This window comes from Heliomarina baculiformis (genome assembly GCF_019966545.1).
GTDB classification, from domain to species: domain Bacteria; phylum Pseudomonadota; class Alphaproteobacteria; order Rhodobacterales; family Rhodobacteraceae; genus Heliomarina; species Heliomarina baculiformis.
Map to the genome: position 1 here is coordinate 417,927 of NZ_JAIMIC010000002.1, position 19,907 is coordinate 437,833.

General features: G+C 60.2%; 21 protein-coding genes. 8 read left to right on the forward strand and 13 right to left on the reverse strand.

The features are described from left to right. The first annotated feature begins 4 nt into the window (after positions 1 to 4). Together MF268_RS05605 and MF268_RS05610 are read left to right on the forward strand one after the other, a co-directional pair. The gene (locus MF268_RS05605) at positions 5 to 1,444 is read left to right on the forward strand and encodes a sensor histidine kinase (protein WP_238369911.1); all 1,440 of its coding nucleotides are present in this window, start codon (positions 5 to 7) and stop codon (positions 1,442 to 1,444) included. Further along, a complete protein-coding gene (locus MF268_RS05610; protein WP_238369912.1) occupies positions 1,441 to 1,881 on the forward strand; it encodes a response regulator in 441 nt (146 codons plus the stop codon). Before MF268_RS05605 ends, MF268_RS05610 begins: the two co-directional genes overlap by 4 nt. Here MF268_RS05610 and ureG read toward each other — a convergent pair whose 3' ends face one another. From ureG to MF268_RS05660, 10 genes are all read right to left on the reverse strand, one after another. Beyond that, the gene (gene ureG, locus MF268_RS05615; protein WP_238369913.1) at positions 1,882 to 2,493 is read right to left on the reverse strand and encodes an urease accessory protein UreG; all 612 of its coding nucleotides are present in this window, start codon (positions 2,491 to 2,493) and stop codon (positions 1,882 to 1,884) included. Next, entirely contained in the window at positions 2,490 to 3,143 is a 654-nt protein-coding gene (locus tag MF268_RS05620) for an urease accessory protein UreF (RefSeq protein WP_238369914.1), read from the reverse strand. The genes ureG and MF268_RS05620 overlap by 4 nt, the downstream gene beginning before the upstream one ends. Then, on the reverse strand, positions 3,133 to 3,585 hold the full coding sequence (gene ureE / locus MF268_RS05625; RefSeq protein WP_238369915.1) for an urease accessory protein UreE: 453 nt from the start codon (positions 3,583 to 3,585) through the stop codon (positions 3,133 to 3,135). The genes MF268_RS05620 and ureE overlap by 11 nt, the downstream gene beginning before the upstream one ends. Before the next feature lie 269 nt (positions 3,586 to 3,854). Next, positions 3,855 to 4,088 (reverse strand): hypothetical protein, encoded by a 234-nt coding sequence (locus tag MF268_RS05630; protein WP_088633653.1) that lies wholly within the window; start codon positions 4,086 to 4,088, stop codon positions 3,855 to 3,857. Between the two features lie 131 nt (positions 4,089 to 4,219). Beyond that, complete coding sequence (gene ureC, locus MF268_RS05635; protein ID WP_238369916.1) at positions 4,220 to 5,971, reverse strand: urease subunit alpha; 1,752 nt, start codon at positions 5,969 to 5,971, stop codon at positions 4,220 to 4,222. Between the two features lie 12 nt (positions 5,972 to 5,983). Beyond that, complete coding sequence (locus MF268_RS05640; RefSeq protein ID WP_238369917.1) at positions 5,984 to 6,325, reverse strand: antifreeze protein; 342 nt, start codon at positions 6,323 to 6,325, stop codon at positions 5,984 to 5,986. A gap of 1 nt (position 6,326) precedes the next feature. Next, positions 6,327 to 6,632: an urease subunit beta gene (locus MF268_RS05645; RefSeq protein ID WP_238369918.1), complete on the reverse strand. Its 306-nt coding sequence runs from the start codon at positions 6,630 to 6,632 to the stop codon at positions 6,327 to 6,329. After that, positions 6,629 to 6,823, reverse strand: coding sequence for a hypothetical protein (locus tag MF268_RS05650; RefSeq protein ID WP_238369919.1), 195 nt, complete (start codon positions 6,821 to 6,823; stop codon positions 6,629 to 6,631). The genes MF268_RS05645 and MF268_RS05650 overlap by 4 nt, the downstream gene beginning before the upstream one ends. A gap of 25 nt (positions 6,824 to 6,848) precedes the next feature. Then, the gene (locus MF268_RS05655) at positions 6,849 to 7,151 is read right to left on the reverse strand and encodes an urease subunit gamma (RefSeq protein WP_088633650.1); all 303 of its coding nucleotides are present in this window, start codon (positions 7,149 to 7,151) and stop codon (positions 6,849 to 6,851) included. 1 nt (position 7,152) lies between these two features. Further along, positions 7,153 to 7,956, reverse strand: a complete 804-nt coding sequence (locus MF268_RS05660; protein ID WP_238369920.1) for an urease accessory protein UreD — start codon at positions 7,954 to 7,956, stop codon at positions 7,153 to 7,155. 431 nt (positions 7,957 to 8,387) lie between these two features. Here MF268_RS05660 and urtA point away from each other — a divergent pair, with 431 nt between their 5' ends. The 6 genes from urtA to MF268_RS05690 all read left to right on the forward strand — a co-directional run bounded on the left by urtA (position 8,388) and on the right by MF268_RS05690 (position 15,485). After that, positions 8,388 to 9,668, forward strand: a complete 1,281-nt coding sequence (gene urtA / locus MF268_RS05665) for an urea ABC transporter substrate-binding protein (protein WP_238369921.1) — start codon at positions 8,388 to 8,390, stop codon at positions 9,666 to 9,668. 72 nt (positions 9,669 to 9,740) lie between these two features. Next, positions 9,741 to 11,696: an urea ABC transporter permease subunit UrtB gene (gene urtB, locus MF268_RS05670; RefSeq protein WP_238369922.1), complete on the forward strand. Its 1,956-nt coding sequence runs from the start codon at positions 9,741 to 9,743 to the stop codon at positions 11,694 to 11,696. 112 nt (positions 11,697 to 11,808) lie between these two features. Next, positions 11,809 to 13,038, forward strand: a complete 1,230-nt coding sequence (gene urtC / locus MF268_RS05675; protein WP_238369923.1) for an urea ABC transporter permease subunit UrtC — start codon at positions 11,809 to 11,811, stop codon at positions 13,036 to 13,038. Then, positions 13,035 to 13,775, forward strand: coding sequence for an urea ABC transporter ATP-binding protein UrtD (gene urtD, locus MF268_RS05680; protein ID WP_238369924.1), 741 nt, complete (start codon positions 13,035 to 13,037; stop codon positions 13,773 to 13,775). The genes urtC and urtD overlap by 4 nt, the downstream gene beginning before the upstream one ends. Before the next feature lie 100 nt (positions 13,776 to 13,875). Continuing rightward, positions 13,876 to 14,571 (forward strand): urea ABC transporter ATP-binding subunit UrtE, encoded by a 696-nt coding sequence (gene urtE, locus MF268_RS05685; RefSeq protein ID WP_238369925.1) that lies wholly within the window; start codon positions 13,876 to 13,878, stop codon positions 14,569 to 14,571. A gap of 365 nt (positions 14,572 to 14,936) precedes the next feature. Beyond that, positions 14,937 to 15,485, forward strand: a complete 549-nt coding sequence (locus tag MF268_RS05690; RefSeq protein ID WP_238369926.1) for a peroxiredoxin — start codon at positions 14,937 to 14,939, stop codon at positions 15,483 to 15,485. A gap of 636 nt (positions 15,486 to 16,121) precedes the next feature. Here the strand turns inward: MF268_RS05690 and MF268_RS05695 are convergent. Genes MF268_RS05695 through MF268_RS05705 form a run of 3 tightly spaced genes read right to left on the reverse strand, consistent with a single transcriptional unit; the run spans position 16,122 to position 19,903 of the window. After that, positions 16,122 to 16,955: an NAD-dependent epimerase/dehydratase family protein gene (locus tag MF268_RS05695; protein WP_238369927.1), complete on the reverse strand. Its 834-nt coding sequence runs from the start codon at positions 16,953 to 16,955 to the stop codon at positions 16,122 to 16,124. Positions 16,956 to 16,991: 36 nt separating this feature from the next. After that, positions 16,992 to 18,197 (reverse strand): NAD(P)/FAD-dependent oxidoreductase, encoded by a 1,206-nt coding sequence (locus tag MF268_RS05700; RefSeq protein ID WP_238369928.1) that lies wholly within the window; start codon positions 18,195 to 18,197, stop codon positions 16,992 to 16,994. Further along, positions 18,194 to 19,903, reverse strand: coding sequence for a hydantoinase B/oxoprolinase family protein (locus MF268_RS05705; protein ID WP_238369929.1), 1,710 nt, complete (start codon positions 19,901 to 19,903; stop codon positions 18,194 to 18,196). Before MF268_RS05705 ends, MF268_RS05700 begins: the two co-directional genes overlap by 4 nt. Positions 19,904 to 19,907: the final 4 nt, after the last annotated feature.

The window sequence follows — 19,907 nt, forward strand, 5'->3', positions numbered from 1 at the left end:
CGATATGTCGACGATATTATTGTCTATCGATCACTTTCCGGCTCCTGCCTTACTCGTTTCAGAATCGGGCGTAATAACTGAATGTAATTTGATGGCGGCCGAACTGCTGAAGGCACCTCGGAGTGAGGTTGAAGGCAAACCGCTCGATAGCTTGCTTGTGGATTTATGGTTTGGCCGACAAAATTCGACACCCGTTCATGCCTTGCTCAGTGCAACCCCACCGGAAACGTTGCTCAAGCAGAGCAGCAAAACAATGGACGGCCGGGATGTCACCGTTTCCATCTCTGCCGGACCTTCCGAGGGGCGCACATCGGTTTCTTATTGCATTGCGCTCAGCCAAGGAGAGGCGCCAGGATCATCCTCGCAGAATTTCCGCGATATTGTGGATGCCTCGGCCAGCGCCATCATCATGTGTGATGCAACGGGGGCGATCAGGTTTGCCAGCCGCGCGGCAGGTGGGCTGTTTGGGTACGATTTGGACAGCCTGATTGGGATGTGCGTGGACCAGCTGGTGCCTGGTAAGCTCAAGAGGCACCACAAGGATTACCGGATCGAATTTAGCAAGGCGATGAAACCCCGCGCCATGGGCCGCAAGAGCAAGGTTACTGCGGTTCACAAGGAAGGGCATGAAATCCCGATTGAAATCGTGCTGACGCCTGTCAACGAGGCGGATGCCGAGATCATGTGCACCATCGTCGATTTGACCGAGCACGTGGCGACGAGAACGGAAATTTCGCAAAAAGCAAAAGAGCTTGAGCAGCTTAACGCCGAACTTTCGGCCTTTGCCAATAGTGCCAGTCATGATCTCAAGGCGCCGCTTTGTTCAATCGAGGGCTTGCTGAGCCTATGTCTGGAGGATCTAGAAGCTGGCGACGCCGACGAATTGAAGAAGAACCTTGAAGAGGCGCTGCTGATCAGCCGTTCAAATGCCAGCAAGGTGGAGAAAATCATCGAACTTGCGCAGGCAGGACAGGCCAAGTTGCACAAGGAAAGATTTTCACTGCGCGCGGATATCGTCGAAATCTGGCGCAGTTTGCGGTCCGTTGGATCTGCGGGCGCGGTACTGGAATTTGACCTGCGCCACGGCGACATCGTCAATCTCGAGCGCGCCGCGATGAACATGATACTCGCCAACCTTTTGTCGAATGCCCTGCGCTATGGCGACCCGGAGAAACCATCTCACGTAATCAGGATTTCAAGTCGGCGGGAAAACAACCAGTTGCAGATGGTGGTGGGCGACAACGGGCGCGGTATTTCCGGAGGTAATCTGCAGCGCGTCTTTACCTATTTCTCAAGGTTCGATGAGCTAAGCAATGAGGGGGTCGGCCTCGCGCTGGTGCGCAAACAGATCGAACGGCTGGGCGGCGCGATTTCGGTTCACAGCGTCGAAGGGCAGGGCACTGAATTCAGCTTTCTAATTCCACTGGAAGAAAGAGAGGAATGATGAAGATACCGGTGATGGTCATCGATGATGAAACCGTCGACAGGTACACGGCAAAGCGCCGGCTCGACAAGCACGGCGGTTTCGAAGAGGTTGTCGAAGTGTGCTCCGGTGACCAGTTTCTCGAAAGGCATTGCACTGAAAAAAATGGTTTACAGCCTCACCGGCCGCTATTGATTCTGATCGATATCAACATGCCCGGCCGCAACGGGTTTGAAACCATCGCCGAACTCGAAAAGCGGCAAAAGCTTGGGATCGCCCCGCAGGCTGTGGTCGTGATGATGTTCACGTCATCTGGCAATCCCAAGGACAAGGCGGCTGCCGCCTCTTTTTCACTGGTGAGAGGGTACATCGAAAAGCCGCTGGATGCGGCGGGCGCAGAAGAACTCTACCAGATATACCGGGCTGCTTTTCCGAATATCGTTGATGAAACCGCCTGACTAAAGACCGCCAATATCCCGGATTGATTGTACAATCGCATCGAGCCCTTCTTGCTTTCGCAGAGAGGCGAAAAAGAACGGCCGCTCTTTGCGCATCTTTATGCTGTCCCGTTCCATCACTTCGAGCGACGCGCCGACATGGGGGGCCAGATCGGTTTTGTTGATGACCAGAATGTCGGACTTGGTGATTGCGGGCCCCCCTTTGCGCGGGATCTCTTCACCTGCGGCTACGTCGATCACGTAGATGGTCAAATCGGCCAGCTCCGGCGAAAAGGTCGCCGACAGGTTGTCGCCACCGGATTCGATCAGTATGACATCTAGATCCGGATGTCTTTCACGCATTCGGGCAATCGCGGCGAGGTTGATGGACGCGTCTTCGCGGATAGCCGTATGCGGACAGCCGCCGGTTTCCACGCCCATGATCCGGTCCAAAGGCAGTACCTGAAGCCGCATCAGGGCTTCGGCATCTTCCTGCGTGTAGATATCGTTCGTGATGACCGCGACGGAAAAATCATCGCGCATCGCGGCGCAAAGGGCGGCGGTCAGTGTGGTCTTTCCGGCACCGACCGGGCCGCCGATACCGATGCGCAGGGGGCCGTGATTTGAACTCATGAGCGGAACATCCTCGAATATTGGTCTTCATGCGTCATCGACGCGATATCGCCAATGAAACTGCTTGAGCCGATAGCTTCAAGCGATTCATCAATGTAGGTAGAGCCCAGCTGATCGCAGAGCGGGGCGAGAGTGCGAACGATGCTTTGCCCCTCGGTCTGGCCAAGCGGCACGATCCGGATTGCCGCAGAAACGAGCGAGCTGGTCAGCGCGTGAAGATACATGCAGGCTGTTTCATGCAGCGGCATGCCGCAGGTTCGGGCAGACGCACCGATGGCCACCGGATAGCATAGGGGTGGCAGATCGCTGCCCCAGACTTCGTTGATCGTACGAATAAAGGCTTCGCCCTGCACCTCGGTTTCGAGGAGACGTTCCTTGGACGGCGACAGGGCCCGGGCGAGCGCATCGACTTCCTTGATCTCCTCCGTTGAGGACGCACGGAAAGACGCGGCCATCAGGATCACATCATTGCGTCCCGCGCCGTAATTCAGCACCGAGTTCAGCCAGGCCTCGACATCCTCTGCGGCACGGATTTCATCCGTTTCAACAAGGGATTCCAGCCCGTGGCTAAAGCTGAAAGCACCGATGGGGAAAGCTGGCGAAAACCATTGCGCCAGCGTCAGCATCACGTCCGGTGTGTCAGTGCTCATGCGAATGGGTGCGACCGTGCCCATAAGCGCCGCCTTCGGGCGTGAAGGGCTCGACCACCTCGCGGAGCGTGGCGCCCAGAAGGGTCAGCATATCCTGCATCACATGGTTGCGCTGGATCAGCAGGCGGTCTGTTTCGATTTGGCAGGGAGTGTGGCGGTTGCCAACGTGCCAAGCGAGCCGGACGAGATCGTCGCCCGTCACTTCGAGCAGTTCTTCGGCGGCGGCCTGCACTTCGATAAGCGAGCCGTCATTCAGTTCGAGCGCGTCGCCGTGATCGAGCGACTCCGTGTGTTCGAGGTCGACCAGAAAGCGTTTTCCCGCGCTGGTTTCCAGCACTTTGCGCCGCAGGAAACGGTCGTCATAGCTAAGGGTGCAGGTGTCGCCGGCCGTGTTCCACGCGCCGTGGCGGTGCAGGATTTGGGCGGTAGGCAGATCGCTCATGATGTTATGTCCCCGATTGGCGCAGATCCGGGCAATCCCCGTTCTTCCACGCGGCACTGCACGCTTTGTCACGGGTGCATGTAGCGGACGAAAGTTCGGGAAACGCTTGAGGAATCATGCCATTAGAGAATGGCGGGCGCAAGTATCAGGGGGTTGGCAAACCACGGTAATCCGCCGGTTTGCACGCGGAAAACGCCAGAGGTGGCGTTTTCCTATGGTTTTGCTGCACGGCCCAAGGGGCCGCGCGGCAATTGCAGCAACGCGCGCGATCAGAGGTGCATCAGGTCTCGGAAAACATACATCGGGATGTCTTCGCGACGCAGGCCCAGTTTGGCCAGCTCGGCATCGGATTTCATGTTCAGGCGCTTGACCTGATCGGACCGCGAGGCGCGCTCGATATAAAGGTTGAATGCATCGCGCAGGCTTGCGGTGAAAGCGCCAAAAGCGGAACGGAGACCAGCGCCGCGGATTTCGGATTTCGTTTCAAAAGCTGTAACTGCCATCGGGAACCTCATTCAAATCTGTGTCAGCATGTCGTCCTTGATAGGTAAGGTATGCTGACCCAGGCCCGGTGACCAATGCAAATGCAGCATTTTTGTTATGCATCTGCAGCAATGCTGCCTAGTTCTCTGTTTTAGAACATAAAATATCGCTGTGCCATGGGCAGAACCTCGGCCGGCTCGCAGGTCAGAAGCTCTCCGTCGGCGCGAACTTCGTAGGTTTCGGGGTTCACTTCGATCTTGGGCGTGGCGTTGTTCAGCAGCAGATCGGCCTTGCCGATGTCGCGCGTATTCTGCACCGCAATCGTCTGTTTCGCGAGCCCGAGCTTGTCGCGCAGACCGTCGGCCTGCGCCGCTTCGGAGATGAATGTCACCGCCGAATGTTCCAGCGACCGGCCAAAGGCGCCGAACATCGGGCGCGTGTAGACCGGCTGCGGTGTCGGGATCGAGGCGTTGGGGTCGCCCATCTGAGCGCAGACAATGGTGCCGCTCATCAGGACCATTTCCGGTTTCACGCCGAAAAAGGCCGGGTTCCACAACACTAGATCGGCGCGCTTGCCTTCCTCGATCGACCCGATCTCTTTCGAGATTCCGTGGGCGATGGCCGGGTTGATCGTGTATTTGGCGATATAGCGGCGAACGCGGAAGTTGTCGTTGTCGCCTTTTTCCTCGGGCAGACGACCACGCTGTTTCTTCATCTTGTCGGCGGTCTGCCATGTACGGATCAGCACTTCGCCGACGCGGCCCATCGCCTGACTGTCCGAGGCGATGATCGAAAAGGCGCCCATGTCATGCAGGATGTCTTCGGCGGCAATGGTTTCGCGCCGGATGCGGGATTCGGCGAATGCCACGTCTTCGGGGATCGACTTGTCGAGATGGTGGCAGACCATCAACATGTCGAGATGTTCTTCCAGCGTGTTCACCGTAAAGGGACGCGTGGGGTTCGTCGACGAAGGTAGAACATGCGCCTCGCCGCAGATCTTGATGATGTCCGGCGCGTGTCCACCGCCCGCGCCTTCGGTGTGAAAGGCGTGGATCGTGCGGCCTTTCATGGCTTTGACGGTGTGTTCGACAAAGCCGGATTCATTCAGCGTATCGGTATGGATCATCACCTGCACGTCCATCGCGTCCGCCACGCCAAGGCAGCAGTCGATGGCGGCGGGGGTGGTGCCCCAGTCTTCGTGCAATTTGAGCGCGCAGGCGCCGGCCTTGATCTGTTCTTCCAGCGCGGCGGGCAGCGAGGCATTGCCCTTGCCAGCAAAGGCGAGGTTCATCGGGAACGCATCTGCGGCCTGCAACATGCGCGCCATGTGCCAGGGGCCGGGCGTGACAGTCGTGGCCAGCGTGCCATGCGCCGGGCCGGTGCCGCCGCCAAGCATCGTGGTCAGGCCGGAATGCAGCGCGTCCTCAATCTGCTGTGGGCAGATAAAGTGGATGTGGCTGTCGAAACCGCCCGCGGTCAGGATGCGGCCTTCGCCTGCGATGATCTCGGTACCGGGGCCGATGATGATGTCGACACCCGGCTGGGTGTCCGGGTTGCCCGCCTTGCCGATCTTGTGGATGCGCCCGTCTTTCAAGCCCACGTCGGCCTTGTAGATACCGGTGTGATCGACGATCAGCGCGTTGGTGATGACCGTATCGACGGCGCCCTCGGCGCGGGTCATCTGGCTTTGACCCATGCCGTCGCGGATCACCTTGCCGCCACCGAACTTGACCTCTTCGCCATAGATCGGCGCGTTGCGGCTGCCAAGGCCCTGGGCCGCGCGTTCGGCGGTCAGGTCGTTTTCGACCTCAATGATAAGGTCGGTATCGGCAAGGCGCAGGCGGTCCCCGGTTGTGGGGCCGAACATGGCGGCATAATCAGCGCGGTCGATCTTTGCGGGCATCGGGCGGTCCTTTCAGCGGCGCGGGCCGGATTGGCGGGTCATGCCCCGCTTGGCCAGTCTGCGGGAATTCGAACGGGTCTTGCGGCGCAGCCGGGTCACGGCGACGTCGACGATCTGGTCGGGACGTTTCCCGGCAAGAGCCGCCCGTTGGGCGGCAGCAATGGAGCCCATGAAGGCCAGCGGTTTCTCGGACACCATGCGCTTGTTCTCGGACGGGGTGACCGACCACATACCGGCCATGCCGAGCATCCGCATCGACATCACGGACATGGTTTCGATCCAGAGCATATTCATATTCATCCACTGCCCGATCATATCTGTGGGCGTTGCGAACTGATTACCCTTGCGTGCCATGTCAGAGGTCTCCCATCACGGCCTGGTTGAAACCGAAAACCCGTCGGTTGCCGGTCAGCGGGATAAGCGTGACGTCGCGGCGCTGACCGGGTTCGAAACGCACAGCCGTTCCGGCGGCAATATCGAGCCGCATGCCGCGCGCCTTGTCCCGGTCAAAGTCGAGCGCGGGGTTGGTTTCGGCGAAATGATAGTGCGAGCCGACTTGAACCGGGCGGTCGCCGGTGTTGGCCACCTGAAGCGTGATCGGCTCGCGCCCTTCGTTCAATGTGATCTCGCCGGGCGCAGGGAACAGTTCGCCCGGGATCATTTTCTGGGTCCGCTTGTATAGAAATAGGCACCGACGGCAGCGGCGACGACAAAGAGCGCAGCGACGATGGCCAGCCAGCTTTCGCCGCCATGCGGGTGCAGGTGCGCGTGATCGCCCTGATGCGCAAGGGCAGGGTGGGCGGCAAGGATTGTCAGGGCGATTGCAAGATAGGTGGGGGCCTGCTTGAACATGTGAATGACCTTTTTCTGCGGAATACTAGCGGATGGGGTTATGGACGGTCACCAGTTTGGTGCCGTCGGGAAAGGTGGCTTCGACCTGTACGTCATGGATCATTTCGGGGATGCCCTCCATACATTGATCGCGGGTGATAACGCGGGCCCCGGCTTCCATCATCTCGGCGACCGAGCGCCCGTCGCGGGCACCTTCGACAACCGCGTCGGTGATCAGGGCAATTGCCTCGGGGTGGTTCAGCTTGACGCCGCGCGCCAGTCGCTTGCGGGCAACTTCGGCGGCAAGGGCGACCAGCAGCTTGTCTTTTTCTCTCGGGGTCAATTGCATGTCAAATCGTCCATGTTCTTGGAATCGGGGCATCTTGCAGGCGTTCAATAACCGGCACAAGGCTTTGGCGCAGCAGGTAGCCGTCGGCGGCCAGCAGGCGCGCAAAGAGAACGCCGGGGCGGATCAGGCTGACGCCGCCACGCTCGGGCATGAGTTCTTTCAGCGGTGCGAGAAAACTCTCGGCGTCATCCGCGACGTAGACGACGCTGGCGAATGCGCGTGCTCCCCCGGCGATAAAGCGTTCGTCGAGATGTCCTGCGACATCCCCGGTCAGCCGCGTGGCATCGGCAAAGACAAGTTCGCCGTCTCGGCGTATTTCATAGTGGTCGCTGAAACGCGCAGTCCGAACCTCTTCGCGGCTGGCGCGGCGTCCCGCTAATACAGGTTCGACCAGCAAAAGCCGCCCGTTGCCTGTGATCTCGGCGCTGAGGCGACGCTCGAATGCGCAGTGGTCGAACAGGATCGTTTCCTGCGGCAGCCAGTCGATCCGGGCGCCGTCGGCAACCGAAAGGCGCGTCGACATGCGCCCGATCTCGCCGGGCTGGGCGCGGTAGATTCGTTCCGCTGCCTGCGTCGTCATGGTCAGGCGGCTGTTCTCGCCCGCGCTGATGGTTGCGTCAAAGCGATCGCCGCCGGTGATTCCGCCCGCCGTATTCAGCGAAACCGCTGTCAGGGCACGGCCGCTGACCCGCGGCAAGAGCGCCTTGGACGCGCCGGATTGATACAGATCGTCCAGCACCGAACGCTCGCCACGCGCCTTTGAGGATACCCTCAGCCTGCCAAGCGCACGGGGCTGGCGCGGCATGGTTTCCTGCGGAAAAAGAGCGCTGGGAATATTGATGGCGACCTCCGAAACCAGCCTTGATCGGCCATCAAATGGATGCCGTTCTATAGCAGTGAATACACGTCAGAATCGCGGATTCGGTCAAGATTGCGACGCTGCGCGCTTAATCTATGTGCATTTACCAAGGCGGCGCCTAAAAAGTAATCGACGCAACCCGGTTGCTCGCGGACCGGGCTGCAAATCTGTTGATGGCAGAGCCGTTCACATCCTTGCTGTACCGGCCCGACATCGCGAAAACGCTGAATAAAAAGAACGGGTGTGTGACGATCCGCTGAATGGGACTTCGACAGGATCGCCACACGGATGCAACGATAGTGTTGCGGGGGATTAGCTAGCATTGCGCGCCGACAAGGCAAGCGCAGGGCTGCCGGTTGTCCGCACGGAGGACTTCTATGAAATTTGTAAAAACCGCACTGGCGAGCTCTGTCGCCCTCGGACTGTGCGCGCTGCCTGCATTTGCACAGGACTGCCCGATCAAGATCGGCGTTCTGCACTCGCTGTCCGGGACAATGGCGATCTCGGAAACCACGCTGAAAGACACCATGCTGATGCTGGTCGAAAAGCAGAACGAAAAGGGCGGTCTGCTCGGCTGCGAACTCGAAGCTGTTGTCGTGGACCCGGCCTCTGACTGGCCTCTCTTTGCCGAAAAAGCGCGCGAACTGCTGAGCGTCGAAAAAGTCGACGTGATCTTTGGCGCATGGACCTCGGTCAGCCGTAAATCGGTTCTGCCGGTCATCGAGGAACTGAACGGTCTGATGTTCTACCCCGTCCAGTACGAGGGCGAGGAATCCTCCAAGAACGTCTTTTATACCGGCGCCGCGCCCAACCAGCAGGCCATTCCGGCGACCGATTACTTTCTCGAAGAGCTTGGCGTCGAGAAATTCGCCCTGCTCGGCACCGACTATGTCTATCCGCGTACCACGAACAACATCCTTGAAAGCTACCTCAAGGAAAAGGGCATCGCCGAGGAAGATATCTTCGTGAACTACACGCCCTTCGGTCATTCCGACTGGTCCAAGATCGTTTCTGACGTTGTCGCGCTGGGCGCTGACGGCAAGAAAGTCGGCGTAATCTCGACCATCAACGGCGACGCGAACATTGGTTTCTACAAGGAACTGGCAGCGGCAGGTGTTTCGGCGGATGACATCCCGGTCGTGGCCTTCTCGGTCGGCGAAGAAGAGCTGTCGGGTCTCGACACCACCAACCTCGTCGGTCACCTCGCGGCATGGAACTACTTCCAGTCCGCCGACACCGACGTCAACGCCGAGTTCATCGAGGAATGGAAAGCCTTCGCCGGTGAAGAGCGCGTGACAAACGACCCAATGGAAGCGCATGTGATCGGCTTCAACATGTACGTGAAAGCCGTCGAAGCGGCAGGCACGACCGACGTCGATGCCGTACGTGAGGCGATGTATGGCATTGAAGTGCCCAACCTGACTGGCGGCACCGCCACCATGCTGCCGAACCACCACCTGACCAAACCGGTTCTGATCGGCGAAATCCAGGAAGACGGCCAGTTCGACATCATCAGCCAGACCGAAGAGGTCCCCGGCGATGCATGGACGGATTATCTGCCTGAATCCGCGGTTCTGACCTCGGATTGGAAGGAACTTGGCTGTGGGATGTACAATACCGAAACCAAGAGCTGCGTTCAGATCCAGTCCAACTACTGAACCTGATCTCCCTGCACATACCGGCGAGAGGGGGCATTCTCCTCTCGTCCACCCAAGGGGTACAGAATACCGATGTGGCGCATTCTCGCGGCTCTGACCGCATTCCTCCTGCTTGCGACCTCGCCCGAGGCGCAGGAAACGCCCGTACAGGACCTGCTGGCGCAAAACCTTGACCTGATTTCGGAAAGCTCGCGCCGGACAATCGGCCCCGCCATCGACGCGATTGCTGAAAGCGGATTGCCCGAGGCGCAGGTGGTACTTCAGAAATGGCAGAACCGGGAAATGTGGCTGCGCGAAAGCGACGGCAAGTTCTTCTGGGCCGAAGAGATCGACCGCGATACATTGCGGATCTTCGATTTCGACACCGGCGATGACCTCGGTGAAGTTCCCGACGACGATTTCGACCAGATCAAACCCAACAGCGGTATCCGCGCTCTGATCGGTGTCGCGCTGGTCCGCTTTCAACTGACCGATCCCAATCCCGCGCGGCGCTGGGATGCGCTTCAGGCCATCGAACGCGATGCCGAAGCCGCGCTTCTCGAGCCGTTGCGCGCCTCTATCCCCGATGAACCAGATCCGGCGATCCGCGCCAAGAAGGAACGGCTCGAACGGCTGCTGACGATCAGCTACGACGCAGATGAGGCCGCCCGGCTTGAAGCGATCGGTGACGTGTCCGGCGATATCTCTCTTGACGTGCGCGGCACGCTGAACCCGTTGCTGCAGACCCGCCGCAAGGTTGTCGAGGGCGAGATTCCCGACACTGATAACGTCGCCCGCCAACTGACACCCGGAACTGACGCCCTGCCGCGCGCCGAAGCCTATGCCATGCTGGTCGATGCAGGCATGGCACCGGCGCGCGTCTCCGACGCGGATCTCATGAACGCGCTGACAGCGAATATCGACGGGGCAGTCGTGGGCGGGGTGCCGGTCGCGCAGCTGAACACGATCGACGCCCGCGAGCGCGCCTATCGTGCGCTGATGGCCGAAGACCTCGTGCCGCCTTTCGTCAGCCAAGGGGAAATCGACACGGCTCTTTCTGCGCACGCATTCTACGACGCCTATGTCGAGCCGTCGACGGCTGTCACCGATGCCGCCGAAGACGCGATGACCGCCATCACCCGCAATGTCGGCGCGTCGCAGGCCATCGACCTGACGCTCGACGCCCTGTCGCTCGCATCGATCTTTTTCCTCGCGGCCATCGGTCTTGCGATCACCTTCGGAGTCATGGGGGTGATCAACATGGCCCATGGCGAATTTATCATGATGGGTGCCTATACCGGCTATGTGGTCCAGCAGGTGATCCCCAATTACACGGTCTCCATCCTCGTGGCCCTGCCACTGGCCTTCGCGGTGACCTTCGCCGCCGGTGTCGCGATGGAACGCCTTGTGATCCGCTGGCTCTACGACCGCCCGCTGGAGACGCTGCTCGCCACCTTCGGCATCTCCATCGCGCTGCAGCAGATCGCCAAGAACATCTTCGGCACGCAGGCCCGGCCCCTGACATCGCCGGAATGGCTCGATGGGGCACTGGTCATCAACGACGTCATCGGGATCAGCTACATCCGCATTGCGATCTTCGTGCTGGCGCTGATCTTCCTCTGCATCTTCCTGTTCATCATGAAGAAAACCCGCCTTGGCCTCGAAACCCGGGCCGTCACGCAGAACCCGCGCATGGCCGCCTCGATGGGCATCAACCCGGATCGCGTCAACATGCTTACCTTCGGGCTCGGCTCGGGTATCGCCGGGATCGCCGGGGTCGCCATCGGCCTCTTCGCCAAGGTCACCTCCGAACTTGGACAGGACTACATCGTCCAGTCCTTCATGACTGTGGTGGTCGGCGGCGTCGGCAATATCTGGGGCACGCTCGCCGGGGCCACGATGATCGGCTTTTTCCAGAAAGGCGTCGAATGGCTGAACCCGTCGAACACGCTGGCGGCCCAGACCTACATGATCGTCTTCATCATCATCTTCATCCAGTTCCGCCCCCGGGGCATCATCGCCCTCAAGGGCCGCGCGGCAGGAGACTGACAGCCATGGCATCGCTCATCCCCTGTTTTCCTCTTGCCTCAAATACTCCGGGGGGAGGCCATAGGCCGGGGGGCAGCGCCCCCCATGCCCGCCCCGAACAGGAGCCCATCGCATGAGACAAAGCTTCTTTGCCCGCAACCCGTCGGTGGTGATCTTCCTCTGCTGCCTCGCGGCCTTCACGCTAGTGGTCAGCCTGCTCTCCGAAGGCGCGGGCACCGGGTTCATCTCGACCAGTTTCATCAAGACGCTGGGCAAGACACTCTGTCTCTGCCTGATCGCCGTGGCGATGGATCTGGTCTGGGGCTACACCGGTATCCTCAGCCTCGGCCATTTCGCCTTTTTCGGGCTGGGCGGCTACATGATCGGCATGTGGCTCATGTACGAGCGTACCCGGGATATCGTTGTCTCCTCCATGGCCAATGCCCAGATCCCGCCGACGGAACAAGAGGTCGTGGACGCGATCGGCACGCAGATTTTCGGCGTCGTCGGCTCGTCTGAGTTTCCGCTGGTCTGGGCCTTTGCCGACAGTCTCGTGCTGCAATTGGCCATGGTGGTGCTGATCCCGGGCCTGCTCGCGCTGGTCTTCGGCTGGCTCGCCTTCCGATCGCGCGTGACCGGCGTCTACCTCTCGATCCTGACGCAGGCGATGACGCTGGCCCTCTCGCTCTACCTGTTCCAGAACGATTCCGGTCTGCGCGGCAATAACGGTCTCTCCGGGCTTCAGAACCTGCCGGGAGTCGAGGCCAGCCAGGCGGTGGTCTCTGTCTGGTTCCTCTGGGCTTCAGCGCTCGCGCTGGGGCTTGGCTACATGCTGGCCGCTTGGGTGGTCTCGGGCAAGTTCGGGTCGGTGATCCGGGGCATCCGCGATGACGAGGCGCGAGTCCGCTTCCTTGGCTATTCGGTCGAGGGCTACAAGCTCTTCATCTTCGTGCTCAGTGCCGTCATCGCCGGGATCGCGGGGGCGCTCTATTACCCGCAGGCGGGCATCATCAACCCGGCCGAGGTCGCCCCGATCGCCTCGATCTACCTCGCTGTGTGGGTTGCCATCGGCGGGCGCGGGCGGCTCTACGGTGCCGTGATCGGCGCGGCCTTCGTGAGCCTTGTTTCCACGTGGTTCACCGGCGGGCAGGTGCCCTCGCTCGATATCGGATTTTACCGGATCGACTGGGTAGAGTGGTGGCAGGTGATCCTTGGCCTTTCCTTCGTGATCGTGACCTTGTTCGCCCCGAAAGGGATCGGCGGCTTGTTCGACCTGATCACCGACCGGGTAAGACCCGACCGGCACGGAGCGGATTACGGCCCCGACAAGGGATCGTTTCAGGAAGCGGAGGGCCGGGAATGAGAACGCTTCTCGAAGTTTCGGGCGTCTCCGTCACCTTTGACGGGTTTCGCGCGATCAATAACCTGTCCTTCCAGATCGGCCCGGCCGAGATGCGCGCGATCATCGGGCCGAACGGCGCGGGGAAGACGACCTTCATGGATATCGTCACCGGCAAGACCCGCCCTGACGAGGGCCGTGTGATCTGGGGCGATAAATCCGTTTCGCTGATCCGCATGTCCGAGGCCCAGATCGCCCGGGCCGGGATTGGCCGTAAATTCCAGCGCCCGACGGTGTTCGAGGATCAGAACGTCTTCGATAACCTTCTGCTCGCGCTCAAAAAAAACCGGAACCCCTTTTCCGTGCTGACCTACCGGCGCAGCGAGGAGGACGCCCGGAAGGTCCGCGCACTGGCCGAGGAAATTGGCCTTTCCGACCAGCTTTCGCGCAAGTCCGGAGAGCTGAGCCACGGTCAAAAGCAATGGCTCGAAATCGGGATGTTGCTCGCGCAGGACCCGCAGCTTTTGCTGGTCGACGAACCCGCCGCCGGTATGACCGTCGAAGAACGCGAACACACCACGGCGATCCTTGTCGAGGCGGCCAAGACCCGTGCGGTCGTGGTGGTCGAACATGACATGGAGTTCGTTCGGCGGCTGAACTGCAAGGTCACGGTGCTGCACGAGGGCTCGGTTCTGGCCGAAGGTAGCCTTGATCACGTGACCGCCAACAAGGACGTCATCGACGTCTATCTGGGGCGCTGAGCGATGGGCGGCTTGAGACAGACGATACTGGCGCTGCCCTTGCCCGTGCGAGAAGAACCGGCAGGGCGGAACGACAGAAACACAGCAGGGAATGGCTGACATGCTGAACGTGGAAAACCTCTGTCTGCATTACGGCGGCTCGCAGATCCTTTACGATGTCTCGATGCAGGCACAGGCGGGGCAGGTGACTTGCGTGATGGGCACGAACGGTGTGGGCAAGACCTCCTTGCTCAAGGCGCTGTCAGGCACGCATCAGCGATCCTCGGGCGAGATCACCTTTGCCGGAGAGCAGATCGGCAAGCTGCCCGCGCATGTGCTGGCCCACAAGGGCGTCGGGTATGTGCCGCAGGGGCGAATGATCTTTCCCCTGCTGACGGTGAAAGAGAACATGGAAACCGCCTATGCCTGCCTGCCGAGGTCCGAGCATTTCATCCCCGACGAAATCTACGAATTATTCCCCATCCTCAAAGAATTCCTTAACCGGCGGGGCGGTGACCTGTCCGGCGGCCAGCAACAGCAGCTTGCCATCGCGCGGGCGATGCTGACCAAGCCCAAGCTGCTCTTGCTGGATGAACCCACCGAAGGGATTCAACCCAATATCATCCAACAGATCGGTGAGGTGATCCGGTATCTGCGCGACAAGGGCGATATGGCGATTATCCTTGTAGAACAGTACTTTGATTTTGCCCACCGCATCGCCGACAATTTCGTGGTCCTGCGCCGGGGCGCAGTACTCAAATCCGGCGATCATGACAGTCTGAGCCGCGAGGAACTTATGCAGGCAATCTCGGTGTGATATCCGTACACCTCCTGTACACCCCCTGTACATCGGAATGGCCGTTTTGGCGCTATTCAGAGGGAATTGAGGGAATGGATCGGTGTTCTGACCGGCAAAGATGAACAGTTCGTAAAAGCCTCGAACCCGTCTGTGGCATGCGTCGATAGGGCCTGTGCAAAGGATACTATCGGCTTTTGGCGTGTCCCATTCGTCACGGCCGAATGATGAGCAAATTTCCGGCAGATGCGCCTGAATTAACATCTGCTTAGGCATAGCCGGGATCCCGTTCACCATTCCTGTGCCGCAGCGGTTGCACTCGACTTAGAACCTTTCTATCTAGTCGGCGAGGGAGGAGATGACATGAATTGTAAGGATAATGCGCCATGAGAGCCGGAGTCGCCCTTCCCAACGTAACTTTCCGTACCCGAGTCCGCGATGAATCCATCGAAGGCCCGAACCCTTATCGCTGGCAGGACATGACCACTGCCGACTATTTCAAGGGCAAGCGGGCCATCCTGTTTTCGCTGCCGGGCGCCTTTACCCCGACCTGTTCCACCTACCAGCTGCCCGGTTTCGAAAAGAATGCCGAAACCTTCGCTGAATACGGTATCGACGAGATCTATTGCATGTCGGTCAACGACAGCTTTGTCATGAACAAGTGGGCCCAGTCGCAGGACCTGAAAACCGTCAAGGTGATCCCCGATGGTTCGGGTGAGTTCACCCGCAAGGTCGGTATGCTGGTTTCCAAGGACAACCTTGGCTTTGGTATGCGTTCCTGGCGTTATGCGGCTGTCGTCAACGACGGCATCGTCGAAGCATGGTTCCCCGAGGAAGGTTTCAGCGATAACTGCGCCGACGACCCCTATGGCGTGTCGAGCCCCGAGGCGCTGCTGGAATATCTTGCCGAGCAGGCCAAGACCGAAGCGGCCTGAGTTCTATAGATTGCAGGGGCCGGATCATTCCGGTCCCTAAAGAAAACGCGCTGCCGATTGGTGGCGCGTTTTTTTGTCATCCGGTTGCGCGGAAATGGTGACCTAGCGTGAGCCGCCGCGTCCGCCGGTCAGATCGTAGGGGCGCTGACTTGTCGTCGATGTCGGTTCGCAGGCAGCGAGGGCGAGCAGGAGGAGAGGCAAGGCAAGACGCAACATGGGGGATCTCCGTGGTTATCCGCCCGAGGTTCGAGAGGTGTGGGCCTCAAGTCAAGGCGGTGCTTGCTTTGCGTCACTCTCTTTTGAGGGGAGCGTGAGGCGGCGTGACCTGACCTTGTTCGCGGATTGGCAAGATTTCTTCGCTAGATTTTCCCTAGCCGTGCCGATTCGAACGCGTTGGAACAAGCGAGGTATCCGGGGCGAGGGACAGACAGTTTGGTAATCAGTTAGAGGAGGGGCGAAGCAGACAGATCAAGACCGCAGAGTTCAAGATTTGAGCTTGTCGCGAGATGGTCGCGGGAAAACATTTGCACGTCGATAGGCTGGACGCCTTATTGCGGCGCTAACCGCAAACACGTTTGGGACCTGATGGCAGGGGTTAGCCGGGGAAACCTGTTGCTGGTACCCCCGGCAAAGGGATCAGTTGCCTTCGCTCATCTTTTTGATGAACTGAACGCCGCTCACACCAAGCGGGACAGTGGCGAAGGGGCCACCGTGGCACATATGGGCCTTGTCCTGCGGATCGATCTGCGGGGTTTTTGCAAGGATCTCTTCGGCGAAATCCTCGGCATTGTCCTTGGGGCGGTAGCCAAGGAAAGCCGCCTTGGAATTGTCCACGGGCGAGCGGTCGTTGTTCGACACACCATAAACGACGGAAAAGCCGGTGACGGGCGAGGTCACGGATTTCTCGACCAGCTGGATCAGATCGTCATAGGACAGCCAAGATCCCAGCGCGCGGGCGTTCTGAACCGGGCCGGAAGCGGAATAGATACGCAGACAGACGGCTTCGAGACCGTATTTGTCCCAGTACATGGAGGCCATATCCTCGGCAAAGCACTTGGAGAGGCCATAGAAGGTATCCGGGCGGTGCGGCATGTCCGTGGTGATGCGCGTGGTCTTGGGATACATGCCCATCGCGTGGATCGAGCTGGCATAGATGATCCGGCGCACGCCATGTTTGTGGGAGGCGTTCCAGACCGTGTAGGCGCCAAGGAAGTTTGAATGCAGGATCTCTTCAAAGGAGGCTTCGTCCGGGATCGCGCCGAAATGCACGACCATGTCGGCACCTTCGATCAGGTCCATCATCGCGGCCTGATCGCCCACATCGGCTTTGACATAGGTTTCATTGCTGCCAAGGTTTTCCAGCCCGTCGACGAGGTCGCTTGAAACAAGTTCCTCCGCGAGCTTTGCAAGCGGCGCGCGCAACTGGCTGCCAAGGGCGCCGGCGGCGCCGGTCAGAACGATCTTTTTCATGTCGGGTCTCTCCTTTGTTCGGGGGCGTGCCTGCCCTCAGATCACCGCTTTTTCAAGCAGTGAAGCGTTATTGGCGATGCGCTCGAAAGCGAAGGGGGTAAGGTCCATGCTGCGATATTCGCCATAGGCCAGATATTCCGCCATGCCGCGCCCGATGGCGGGGGCCTGTTGCAACCCGTGCCCGGAAAAGCCGTTCACGAAATGGAAATTGGTGATCTCGGGATGTGGGCCGACAATCGCGTTCTGATCAAAAGTGTTATAGGCATAGTGACCGGCCCATGAATTGATGAGCTTGATCGCCTCGAACTGCGGGATGCGGTGGGCGATGGCAGGCCAGACCTTTTCCTCCCAGATCGAGTGATCCATCGTGAAATCGTCGAACGGTGCGGCAGGGTCTTGATACGGGGGGCATCCGGCCATGTAATAGCGCCCGTCGGTGCGCATGTGCACGCCCGAGGGGTCGATGGTCAGCGGCAGATCCTGCGACAGCGGTTTCTCGGCGGCGAAGATAAAGGTGAAACGCTTGCGCGGCTCGACGGGGAGGCGGATCCCGGCCATTTGTGCGGTCACTGCGGCGCGCGGACCGGAGGCGTTCACGACCTGACCACAGGCGATTTTCTCGCCCGATTCCAGATGGATGCTTTGCACCTTGGCGTGGTCGACGGTCATGCCGGTGACTTCGTTGGCGATATACTCGATCCCGTTTGCGCGGCCTGCACGGCGGAACCAGTCGAACATGGTGCCCCCGTCGAAATAGCCCTCTTCCACGAGGTTATGGTTGCCGACGAGGATGTCTTCGAGGTTGTAGAACGGGTAGGCGGCGGCGATCTGCTTGCGGCTCATGTGTTCTGTCGCCGCGCCCATCGCGGATTGAACCGCATGGGCCGCGCGCAGGGCGTCGGCAAAGGCCGGGGTGCTGGCGAGGTACATGTAGCCAAAGCTTTGCAGGGCGAGCGCGGGGGCTTCGGGATCACCGATTTCCTCACGGAAATTCTTGATGAACTCGGCCCCGTATTGCGAGATCTTTACGTTGATTTCCTGGCTGTATTGCTGGCGGATGCAACTGTTGGTGTGCGAGGTCGAGGCGAATTCATAATTCGGATCGCGCTCGACAACCAGCACGCGACCATCGAAACCGATCTTGGTTAACCACCACGAAACGGCGGCACCATACATGGCACCGCCGACGATGATCACATCGTAACTGTTATGTTTCGGGGTTGAGGGCAGTTTTGCACTCATACAGGCTCTCCTGCTTTGACGGCGGCGGTGACCGCGTCGATGTCGGACTGGCTAAGGCCATAGGTGTCTCGGGCGGACTTGGCCGAGATATAGCCGCGCGCAAGGTCGCGTTTGACCATGGCGGGGTCCCGTTCGGCCGGGTCGCCGTAGCCTGCGCCGCCGGGGAAGGAGAGCATGACGCGGCGGCCCTCGGGGACATACTGCTTGCCCTTACCCTTCATCGCGGTGCCGTCGTCCTGCGCGATGGTGGTGGGCGCGCCGTCCGCGCCGCCTGCGCGGCCCCGTGCGGGGTGGTTGACCCGGTCGAACATTGCCTGAAAGTCAAACTCGCGGCCGGTGGTCGCGCCGACCTCCATGTGCTGGCCAAGACCGCCACGATACTTGCCGGCGCCGCCGGAATCGGGACGCAGTTCCTTGCGCCAGATGATGACGGGGCCGACCTGCTCGGTCGCTTCGACCGGCATGGTCATCACGCCCGAGGGGAAAGCGGTGGCGTTCATGCCGTCGAGCGTCGGCCGGGCGCCGGAGCCGCCGGAGTTGAAGGTCAGCACCTCGGCGCGCCGGGCACCGGCGGCGCGCGCGGCGGCGCTGGCGGGCCGTAGCGAGACCTGGAAGTTGCACAGACACCCGGCGCCCTCGGAGGGCACGGTTTCCGGCAGGATCTTGTCGAGCGCGTCATAGACCGTATCGGGGATCATATGGCCGATGACGTGGCGCAGCGCAACCGGAGCGGGATGCACGGCGTTGACGATGGTGTCTTCGGGGGCGGTGATCTCGAACGGGGCCAGCGAGGCAGCGTTGTTCGGGATTTCCGGCGCGATGGCGCATTTCAGCGCGTAGCAGGCATAGGCTTTGGTATAGACCAGCGGGACGTTGATGCCCTTGCGGTCGATGCCCGAGGTGCCGTCGAAATCGCAGAGAATGCGGTCTTCCTCGACCTTGATGCGGACCTTGAGGGTGATCGGCTGGTCATAACCGTCGATGATCATTTCGCCGCTGGCTTCCTGCCGGGGCAGGGCCTTGATCCTATCAAGCGTGGCGCGGCGGGAGTTTTCGAGGATGAAGTCGGAGATGCCGGTAAGGTCGGCAAGGCCGAATTCATTCATCATGTCGACAAGCCGCCGGTGGCCGGTTTCGTTGCAGGAGGCGAGCGCGTAGATATCGCCGATCAATTGGTCAGGTTCGCGGACGTTGGAGCGGATGATCTTGACGAGCGTCTGATCGACCGTGCCTTTTTCGGCGAATTTCATGATCGGGACATGGATGCCTTCCTCGTAGACGGAATTGGCATCGGCGCCGAAGCCGCGCCCGCCTACGTCGACCACATGGGCGGTGCAGGCGAAAAAGCCGACGAGCTGGCCGTTCAGGAAAGAGGGCGTGACCACGGTGAAGTCATGCAGGTGGCCGGTGCCCTCCCACGGATCGTTGGTGATATAGACGTCGCCGTCGAACATCTGGTCGGGCCCGATGCGGCGGATAAAATGACCGACGGCATCGGCCATCGCGTTCACATGGCCCGGCGTGCCGGTGACGGCCTGGGCGAGGATGCGGCCCTCGCGGTCATAGACCCCGGCGGAGAGGTCGCCCGCTTCGCGCACCGAGGTGGAAAAGGCGGTGCGCACGAGCGCCTGCGCCTGTTCCTCGACGACCGAGATCAGACGGTTCCACATGACCTGATTGGAGACGGTAGAGTTGCGGCTTGCCATATCC

Bases quoted from the DNA above. Each gene is read 5' to 3' on its own strand.
- urtA (WP_238369921.1), top strand. From the start codon at position 8,388: ATGAAATTTGTAAAAACCGCACTGGCGAGCTCTGTCGCCCTCGGACTG.
- ureC (WP_238369916.1), bottom strand. From the start codon at position 5,971: ATGCCCGCAAAGATCGACCGCGCTGATTATGCCGCCATGTTCGGCCCC.
- urtC (WP_238369923.1), top strand. From the start codon at position 11,809: ATGAGACAAAGCTTCTTTGCCCGCAACCCGTCGGTGGTGATCTTCCTC.
- urtE (WP_238369925.1), top strand. From the start codon at position 13,876: ATGCTGAACGTGGAAAACCTCTGTCTGCATTACGGCGGCTCGCAGATC.
- urtD (WP_238369924.1), top strand. From the start codon at position 13,035: ATGAGAACGCTTCTCGAAGTTTCGGGCGTCTCCGTCACCTTTGACGGG.
- MF268_RS05605 (WP_238369911.1), top strand. From the start codon at position 5: ATGTCGACGATATTATTGTCTATCGATCACTTTCCGGCTCCTGCCTTA.
- MF268_RS05705 (WP_238369929.1), bottom strand. From the start codon at position 19,903: ATGGCAAGCCGCAACTCTACCGTCTCCAATCAGGTCATGTGGAACCGT.
- MF268_RS05645 (WP_238369918.1), bottom strand. From the start codon at position 6,632: ATGATCCCGGGCGAACTGTTCCCTGCGCCCGGCGAGATCACATTGAAC.
- urtB (WP_238369922.1), top strand. From the start codon at position 9,741: ATGTGGCGCATTCTCGCGGCTCTGACCGCATTCCTCCTGCTTGCGACC.
- MF268_RS05695 (WP_238369927.1), bottom strand. From the start codon at position 16,955: ATGAAAAAGATCGTTCTGACCGGCGCCGCCGGCGCCCTTGGCAGCCAG.
- ureG (WP_238369913.1), bottom strand. From the start codon at position 2,493: ATGAGTTCAAATCACGGCCCCCTGCGCATCGGTATCGGCGGCCCGGTC.
- MF268_RS05650 (WP_238369919.1), bottom strand. From the start codon at position 6,823: ATGTTCAAGCAGGCCCCCACCTATCTTGCAATCGCCCTGACAATCCTT.
- MF268_RS05660 (WP_238369920.1), bottom strand. From the start codon at position 7,956: ATGCCGCGCCAGCCCCGTGCGCTTGGCAGGCTGAGGGTATCCTCAAAG.
- MF268_RS05700 (WP_238369928.1), bottom strand. From the start codon at position 18,197: ATGAGTGCAAAACTGCCCTCAACCCCGAAACATAACAGTTACGATGTG.
- MF268_RS05620 (WP_238369914.1), bottom strand. From the start codon at position 3,143: ATGAGCACTGACACACCGGACGTGATGCTGACGCTGGCGCAATGGTTT.
- MF268_RS05690 (WP_238369926.1), top strand. From the start codon at position 14,937: ATGAGAGCCGGAGTCGCCCTTCCCAACGTAACTTTCCGTACCCGAGTC.
- MF268_RS05630 (WP_088633653.1), bottom strand. From the start codon at position 4,088: ATGGCAGTTACAGCTTTTGAAACGAAATCCGAAATCCGCGGCGCTGGT.
- ureE (WP_238369915.1), bottom strand. From the start codon at position 3,585: ATGAGCGATCTGCCTACCGCCCAAATCCTGCACCGCCACGGCGCGTGG.
- MF268_RS05655 (WP_088633650.1), bottom strand. From the start codon at position 7,151: ATGCAATTGACCCCGAGAGAAAAAGACAAGCTGCTGGTCGCCCTTGCC.
- MF268_RS05610 (WP_238369912.1), top strand. From the start codon at position 1,441: ATGATGAAGATACCGGTGATGGTCATCGATGATGAAACCGTCGACAGG.
- MF268_RS05640 (WP_238369917.1), bottom strand. From the start codon at position 6,325: ATGGCACGCAAGGGTAATCAGTTCGCAACGCCCACAGATATGATCGGG.